General features: G+C 70.1%; 7 protein-coding genes. 3 read left to right on the plus strand and 4 right to left on the minus strand.

Annotated features, from left to right (window positions below; all coding sequences use genetic code 11):
• Window positions 1-374 precede the first annotated feature (374 nt).
• A complete protein-coding gene (gene sigJ / locus ETD96_RS37645) occupies window positions 375-1,280 on the minus strand; it encodes an RNA polymerase sigma factor SigJ (RefSeq protein ID WP_138641274.1) in 906 nt (301 codons plus the stop codon).
• Between the two features lie 225 nt (window positions 1,281-1,505).
• On the opposite strand from sigJ, the gene ETD96_RS37650 reads away from it, so the two are divergent.
• Both ETD96_RS37650 and ETD96_RS37660 read left to right on the plus strand, forming a co-directional pair.
• Complete coding sequence (locus ETD96_RS37650) at window positions 1,506-3,629, plus strand: MMPL family transporter (RefSeq protein WP_138641280.1); 2,124 nt, start codon at window positions 1,506-1,508, stop codon at window positions 3,627-3,629.
• Window positions 3,630-4,428: 799 nt separating this feature from the next.
• Window positions 4,429-4,626, plus strand: a complete 198-nt coding sequence (locus tag ETD96_RS37660; protein WP_138641276.1) for a hypothetical protein — start codon at window positions 4,429-4,431, stop codon at window positions 4,624-4,626.
• On the opposite strand, the gene ETD96_RS37665 is transcribed toward ETD96_RS37660, so the two are convergent.
• On the minus strand, window positions 4,623-5,144 hold the full coding sequence (locus ETD96_RS37665) for a hypothetical protein (RefSeq protein ID WP_138641277.1): 522 nt from the start codon (window positions 5,142-5,144) through the stop codon (window positions 4,623-4,625). The genes ETD96_RS37660 and ETD96_RS37665 overlap by 4 nt on opposite strands.
• A gap of 520 nt (window positions 5,145-5,664) precedes the next feature.
• On the opposite strand from ETD96_RS37665, the gene ETD96_RS37670 reads away from it, so the two are divergent.
• Window positions 5,665-5,886, plus strand: a complete 222-nt coding sequence (locus ETD96_RS37670) for a hypothetical protein (protein WP_138641278.1) — start codon at window positions 5,665-5,667, stop codon at window positions 5,884-5,886.
• A 58-nt stretch (window positions 5,887-5,944) separates the two neighbouring features.
• On the opposite strand, the gene ETD96_RS37675 is transcribed toward ETD96_RS37670, so the two are convergent.
• Together ETD96_RS37675 and ETD96_RS37680 are read right to left on the minus strand one after the other, a co-directional pair.
• Complete coding sequence (locus tag ETD96_RS37675) at window positions 5,945-6,478, minus strand: GNAT family N-acetyltransferase (protein ID WP_240808512.1); 534 nt, start codon at window positions 6,476-6,478, stop codon at window positions 5,945-5,947.
• Window positions 6,479-6,491: 13 nt separating this feature from the next.
• Window positions 6,492-7,277, minus strand: a 786-nt coding sequence (locus tag ETD96_RS37680; protein WP_205719653.1) for a methyltransferase domain-containing protein, incomplete at its 5' end; no start/stop codon positions are given.

Genomic DNA, 7,277 nt, shown 5'->3' on the forward strand with positions numbered 1-7,277 from the left:
CCTCCCACCCGGCCTCGACCTCGCCCCGATCATCGACCGCACCACCCCAAAACTCGGCTGACCCACCCCCACCACGACCACCGTGAGCAAGATCATCCGCTAGCGACTCGCTAGCGGCAGGCGACCGCCTCGGGCCAACCGCATCCAGCAGAACCTCACACCACCCGACTTTCGATCACACTCCGCAACTACGGAGCCGTACTGCCGAAGGCCACGTCCGCTCAGACCGAGAAGCCTGCCCGGACTCGGCTTCTCGGCGGCCGGCAGCCATCGCCAACCACCTGCGGCGAGGCCCGTTCGCCCTCACATAGCCGATGACAGGACGTTCTTGCGGGAGATCGCCGGCACGCTTCGCGGCCGGCGGGATCAGGCGCTCAGCGCAAGTCCGGGAGCCTTGCGAGCTTGTCCGGGTTGCGGACGAGGTCGATCGCGGTGATCCGGCCGGTGTCGACCGTGAACGCCATGACCGACAGGCCGCCGTCGGCGTCCCGGATCACCAGCCCCGGGGCGCCGTTGACCGTGATGGGCAGGATGTCCAGTGGGGGCACGGCGCGGGCACGGGCGAGCATCATGGGGGCCACTCGCGCCGCCGACCGTTCGACGTGCTGCAGTGTGGCGACCTTGCCGCCGCCGTCGCCGCGCAGCACGACGTCCGGGTCGAGCAGCGCGACGAGGCCCGGCAGATCGCCGGTCTGGCAGGCGGCCGTGAACGCCTCGACCAGCTTGCGCTGCTCGGCTTCGGTGGCCGGGGTCCGCGGCCGGCCGCCCTCGACCTGCCGGCGTGCCCGCGAGGCGAGCCGGCGCACCGCCGCCGGCGAGCGGCCGACCACCTCGGCGATCTCGAGGAAGGGGACGCCGAAGACGTCGTGCAGCACCAACGCGGTGCGCTCGGCGGGGGTGAGCCGCTCCAGGACGACCAGCAGCGCCATGCTCACCGACTCGTCCAGCGTGATGCGGTCGGCCGGGTCGTGGGAGCGGGCCTCGACCAGCGGCTCGGGCAGCCACGTGCCGACGTACTGCTCGCGGCGTGCACGCGCGCTGGTCAGGGCGTCGAGCGCCAGCCGGCTGACGGTGGTCGTCAACCAGGCGTCGAGGTTCCGGACGCCCCCCGGGTCGGCGAGCCCGCGCAGCCGCAGCCACGCCTCCTGCACGCAGTCCTCGGCCTCGGCCAGCGAACCCGTCATCGTGTACGCCAGGCGCAGCAGGCGCGGCCGGTTGGCCTCGAAGGACCGTGCCAGCGACTCTTCGTCGTCCCACACGTCCTGCTCTGTCGTCCCCATGCGGTGTTGACGAGGCAGCCGGTCGGGATGTGACACGGCCCCCAGGGCGGCGAGCGTCCCGGGGGCGGGTGTCGGGTGTCGGTGTCACACCTGGGAGGGCTGCGTCGTCAAGCCACGGAATCCCAGTCCGATCCGTGGACGCTCGACACCTTCCAGGGGGAAGAGACCATGACACTTACCGAACTGAACCGAGAACCGGCACCCCGATCACCGTCGCGGCAAGGGGTGTTCGTCCGCATCGCGGGCTTCGCCCACCGCCGCAGGTGGCTCGCCCTGTTCCTGTGGGTGGCGATCTTGGGCGGCGTCTGGGCCGCCGCGTCGGTCGCGGGCGACGACTACCGCAACGACTTCTCCCTCCCCGGCACCGAGTCGCAGCAGGCGGCCGACCTGCTGGCCGAGCACGGCGCCGCGCGCGCCGCCGACACCGTCGAGATCGTCCTGCACCACGACGGCGGCCTGCGCGAGCCCGCCGTCCAGCGACGCGTGACCGCCATGCTGGACGAGGTCACCGGGCTGCCCAAGGTCGGCCAGGTTCGCAGCCTGTACGACGGCGAGGGCGCCATCGCCGGGGACGGCACAATCGGCTACGCCACGGTGGTGCTGGAAGTCCCGTCGGAGGACATGCCCAAAGCCGACACCCAGCGCATCCTCGACACCGCCCAGAAGGCCGCGGGCGGCGGGCTCCAGGCCGAGCTGGGAGGCGACGCGGCCCGGCTGCTGGCCGAGGGCGGAACCGGCGCCGCGGAGGGCGCGGGCTTGCTGGCCGCGCTGGTCATCCTGGTCATGATGTTCGGCACGGTCATCGCCGCCGGGCTGCCCATCATCATCGCCCTGTTCGCCGTCGGGTCCACCGTCGGCGTCATCGTCGTGGCCTCGCACGCCTTCACGATCGCCGGCTGGACCCCGCCGGTGATGATCCTGGTCGGCCTCGGCGTCGGCATCGACTACGCGCTGCTGATCTTCGCCCGCTACCGCGCCGAACTGGTGCGCGGCGAGACGCCGGAGCAGGCCACCGTGAACGCGATGGACGCCGCGGGCCGTTCGGTGTTCTTCGCCGGCTGCACCGTCATCCTGGCGCTGCTCGGCCTCGTCGCCCTCGGCCTCGGCTCGATCCAGGGCATGGCGCTGTCGGTGGCACTGACCGTGCTGGTGACCATGCTCGCCGCCCTGACCCTCCTGCCCGCGCTACTCGGCATCTTCGGCCGCCGCTTCGCCCGCCAGTTCACCCGGCGCGCCGAGCGGCGCCAAGCCAAGGGCCGGGCCGCCGAGGGCACCGCGTGGCGGCGGCTCGCGGCCGTGGTGCAGCGACGACCGCTGGCCGCCCTGCTGACGGCGGCGGTCATCCTCGGCGCGCTCGCCGTGCCGGCTCTGGGCATGCGGCTCGGCTTCTCGGACGCGGGCAGCGACGCGCGCGGCGCCACCAGCCGGGAGGCCTACGACCTGCTCTCCCAGGGCTTCGGCCCCGGATTCAACGGCCCGCTGCTGGTCGTGACCGACGGCGGGAGGGGCAGCGCCGAACAGGCCGCCGCGGAGGCGACCCGGGCGCTGAACGGTGTCCCCGCGGTCCAGGCCGCCGCGGCCCCGATACCCACACCGGACGGCAAGGCCGCCACCGTCCTGGTCTTCCCCGCCTCCGCCCCGCAGGACGAGAAGACCTCCCAGCTCGTCGGCACCTTGCGCGACGACGTCCTGCCGGAACTGTCCGCGCAGAACGGCGCGCAGTATCTGGTCGGCGGGGCCACGGCCGCGTCCGAGGACTACGCCGCCAAGGTCGCCGACCGGATGCCGCTGTTCATGACCATCGTCGTCGGCCTCTCGGTGCTCCTGCTGATGGCGGTGTTCCGCTCGGTGCTCATCCCGCTGAAGGCCGCGCTGCTGAACCTGCTCAGCATCGGCGCCGCGCTCGGCGCGATGAAGCTGGTGTACCAGGACGGCCTGTTCGGCATCGAGGGCGGGCCGATCGAGGCGTACCTGCCCGTAATGATCTTCGCGATCGTCTTCGGGCTCTCCATGGACTACGAGATCTTCCTGATCTCCCGGATCCACGAGGAGTGGACGCGCTCCACCGGCGACCCGTCCCACGCCGTCCGAGAGGGACTGGCCCACACCGGCTCAGTGATCACGGCCGCGGGCTCGATCATGATCTTGATCTTCGCCGCATTCATGCTCAGCCCGGAACGAATGCTGCAGCAGGCCGGCTTTGGCATGGCGGTGGCGATCTTCGTGGACGCCGTCATCATCCGCTGCCTGATCGTCCCGGCGGCGATGGAGCTGATGGGCCGCCGCGCCTGGTGGCTGCCCGCACCGCTGGCCCGGCTGCTGCCGAAGGTGGAACTGGAACGGCACTGAGCCCGCACACCATCATGGATGAGACCCGTGCATGAGCCACCAACACCAATGACAACAGAAATGGTCTGTCGATGAACGTGCTCTTGTGGATCATGCAAGCGATCTTGCCCATGTTCGCCCTACCCGGCCTGGAGAAAGCCTCCCAGCCGAATGCCAAGCCGATCGGCAAATATCCGCGGCCGCAGGCATTCCCCCGGCGATGGTGCGGTTCATCGGGGTGATGGAACTACTCGGCGCCATCGGTTGATTGCGCCCGGCCGCCACCGGAATCGTCCCCACCCTGACACCAACCGCCGGAACCGGACTGGCGGTCCTGATGGTTCTGGTGGCGGCCATGCACCTGCATCGCAAAGAACCGTCCGCCGCACCGCGTTCCGGCCGCTCCCCAACTTCCGGGCGATCGCCCGGATCGGTATCTGCTCCGACCGGTGCAGCCTACGGATCTCCCCAGTCCTCCACACTCAGCACCCCTTCGCTGTAACGAAACTGGGGACCTCAGCCACGGCACAGTTGTTGGCCCCGGCCGGTGGTTCCGCTACTCGGGTGCTGGGGTGGTGTTCAGGCTGCGGGGCGTTGGGGTAGCGGGTCGATCGGGGCGAGGACGACGTCGTAACCCAGGCGGCGCAGAGCATTGGTGTGCCGGCCGGCCTGGCGGGCGGGGTCGGCCGGTCGTAGTAGTCGGCTCCGTCTTCGCGGTAGTCGATGTCGTGTTTCAGCACGGCTCACACGATGCGGGGCAGGGGGTGGGCCCTGATGCAACGATCTAGGGACCGACGAATGGACCGAGGCCCGCCGCTACATGGGACTGGAATTCCTCACCAAGGCCCGGCTGCGCGTCATCGACAGCACCACGCCCGACCCCGCTACCGAGCAGAACTTACTGCTTAACCTGCAGAAACAGGATCACGCGGAGATCAACTCCCACACCACTCCGCTGAACGTGGCCGTTTCGGCGAGCGGCGGTGGACAGTGGCACTGGTCAGTGCTGTCCGATTAGCGAGTGCGCACCTTCAGCGGGTTACGCCCTTCCTGTATGGCTGTGACCTCTGCCGAGGAGGGCGCCCAGCAGCCCGTACCGTTCGCCTTGCAGGCGATCCAGTACCCGCATTCGCTCGGCGTCCGCTCACCGGCACCCCAGTTGACCCGGCAGGGACGGAAGTAGATCGTGTCGATCTCGGCGAAGTTCTTGTTGCAGCGCGCCCACTTCCCGGACCCTAGCGCGTTGCGGCAGCCGCCCTTCCGCCGGAGGGCGCCCGTGTCGCCCGAGTAGTCCCGCCAGTCGGCGACCGCGGACTGGCCGTCGCTGTTCTCGTCCCGGACCCAGAAGGTGTCTCCGTACGAGTGGTAGCACACCCTGGCGTAGTCGTTCCAGACGCACTGCATCTCGGTCGGAATGGAATCGGTGCCGCGTTCAGCGGTGTCCCACTCGTACGTGATCGCCGACGCCGGCCCTGCCAAGCCGAGCACGAGCGTGGCCACCAGTCCGAGTAGCAGGGGTATGACTCGTTTGGACATGCCCGCCCTCCTCTACGAGTTGCAGGTTCGACATGAAGACGCCGCCGACCGCTCGAATGTGACAGCGTGGCCGGAACCCATTCCAATTGCTCCCGGGTGGCGCTCAGCGTCCTCGCCTCGGGCTTGATCGGAGGATCTGCTCCGGCCCGGCGGTCGGCGCGGGTGGAGACGGCTGCCAGGCCCATTCGTCCGCGACGCCCTCTCCGGCGGTGCGTCCACCGTCGACCTGGGAAACATCCGCGATGCTGGACAGCCACAGCGGCCGTTCGCCTGCGACAACGCCCTCGTAACGGCGCATCAACACTGCTCGACTTTCGCCCGTATGCAAACAGGCACCCAGGTGGGTCTCCTCTGGCGTCGGCGTCGACCCGCAGCACGGTCCCGCCGTGGTCCGCCTTGCGGCGCAGGCGATGCTAGGTCCTGCATTGAGCACTCCCTCACGCGGGCTGCCGGTGCCGCCCGCCGCAGCCCGGCCTGAGCCCAGGTCAGCCGATGCGGAGGGACGCGGCAAGATTGCCGGATGAGCGAGTTCCAGATCGTCCAGCCCAACACCTGGACCCCGCTGGTCGGTACGGATGTCGAGGTTCTGGTCGACGGCGTGGACCAGGACGTGTGCGTGGATGCCGAGTTGTACCGCAACGGCCGTGGCGAGCAACTTGTCGAGTTCTCCATCGCGGCACATGCCGACGCCAAGATCGTCGTCCGCGCCCCGAAGACCGACCTGGCGTGGCCTCAGGGGTAACCCGCGTCAGCGAGTTGATCGCGTTTAGGCTCTCGCTGCGTGCTGGAGCGTCGCGGGGTCACAGCACCGTGGGGCTGCGGCGTTCGAGGAGGACGACGTCGCGCCATTGGCCGTGGAGGCGGCCGAGGCGTTGGCGGGTGCCGACGGTGCGGAAGCCGGCCTTGGCATGGAGCCGGAGGCTAGGGGTGTTCTCGGGGAAGATGCCGGTCTGGATGGTCCAGATGCCGTTGGCTTCGGTGGCGGCGATGAACGTGGTCAGCAGCGCGGCTCCGATGCCCCGGCCGCGGGCGTGCGGGCAGATGTAGACGCTGTGCTCGACTACTCCGGCGTAGCAGCAGCGGTCGGAGACGGGCGTGGCGGCGATCCAGCCGAGCACTGTGTTGGCCGGGTTTGCGGCGGTGTCGGTCGCGACGTACCGGTATTGGGAGAGCCTGGCGGTGTCGAACGCCTGCCAGGTGGGGGCGGTCGTCTCGAAGCTGGCATGTCCGGTGTCGAGGCCTTGCTGGTAGATCGCCAGGACCTGGTCGGCGTCCTGGTGCCGCATGGCTCGGATGGTGATGCCGGGGTGCTCGTGGTGCTGATGGGATGGCATGGCGTGCGTCCTGCTAGTCGGGTTTGATGGCGTGGACGATGGCCGCGTTCAGCCCGCCGGTACCGGTGGTCGTGGTGATGTCGACCGCGGTGAACCCGGCCGTTCGGAGTTCGCGGTGATACTCCTCTGCGGTGAGTGTGGAGGCGGCGCAGCCGAGGCGCCGTTGGGCGGCGGCGGTGCGTTCGGCGGGGTCGAGGCCGGGTTCGGTGATGATGTCGCTGACGCCGAGTCGCCCGCCGGGGCGCAGGACGCGGAAGGCTTCGGCGAGGACGCGGGGCTTGTCCGCGGCAAGGTTGATGACGCAGTTGGAGATGACCACGTCGACGCCGGCATCGGGGAGCGGGATGTCTTCGATGCGGCCGTTGAGGAAGTGCGCGTTGTCGGCTCCGGCCTGGGCGGCGTTGGCGCGGGCGAGGGTAAGCATGTCGTCGCCGACGTGCAGGCCGTAGGCGGTTCCGCCGGGGCCGACACGGCGGGCGGACAGCAGTACGTCCAGGCCGCCGCCCGAGCCCACGTCCAGGACGGTCTCTCCGGGGCGCAGTTCGGCGACGGCGAGAGGGTTGCCGCATCCCAGGCTGGCGCGCAGGGCGGCCTCGGGCATCCCGTCCTCGCTCGGATACCCGACGGCGTCAACACAGGAGTCGCCGCAGGGAGCGCCGTCGTGTGGGGCGCCGCCCGCCAGGGCGAGCCGGGCCAGGCCGGAGTACCGCGCGACGATGACCTCGACGGGATCACCGGTGCTGGGGTCGGGCATCAGGTGTCTCCTTCGGGCGGGCAGGTCGGGGCGGCCGGCGCGGGG

The organism is Actinomadura geliboluensis (genome assembly GCF_005889745.1).
Lineage (GTDB): Bacteria > Actinomycetota > Actinomycetes > Streptosporangiales > Streptosporangiaceae > Spirillospora > Spirillospora geliboluensis.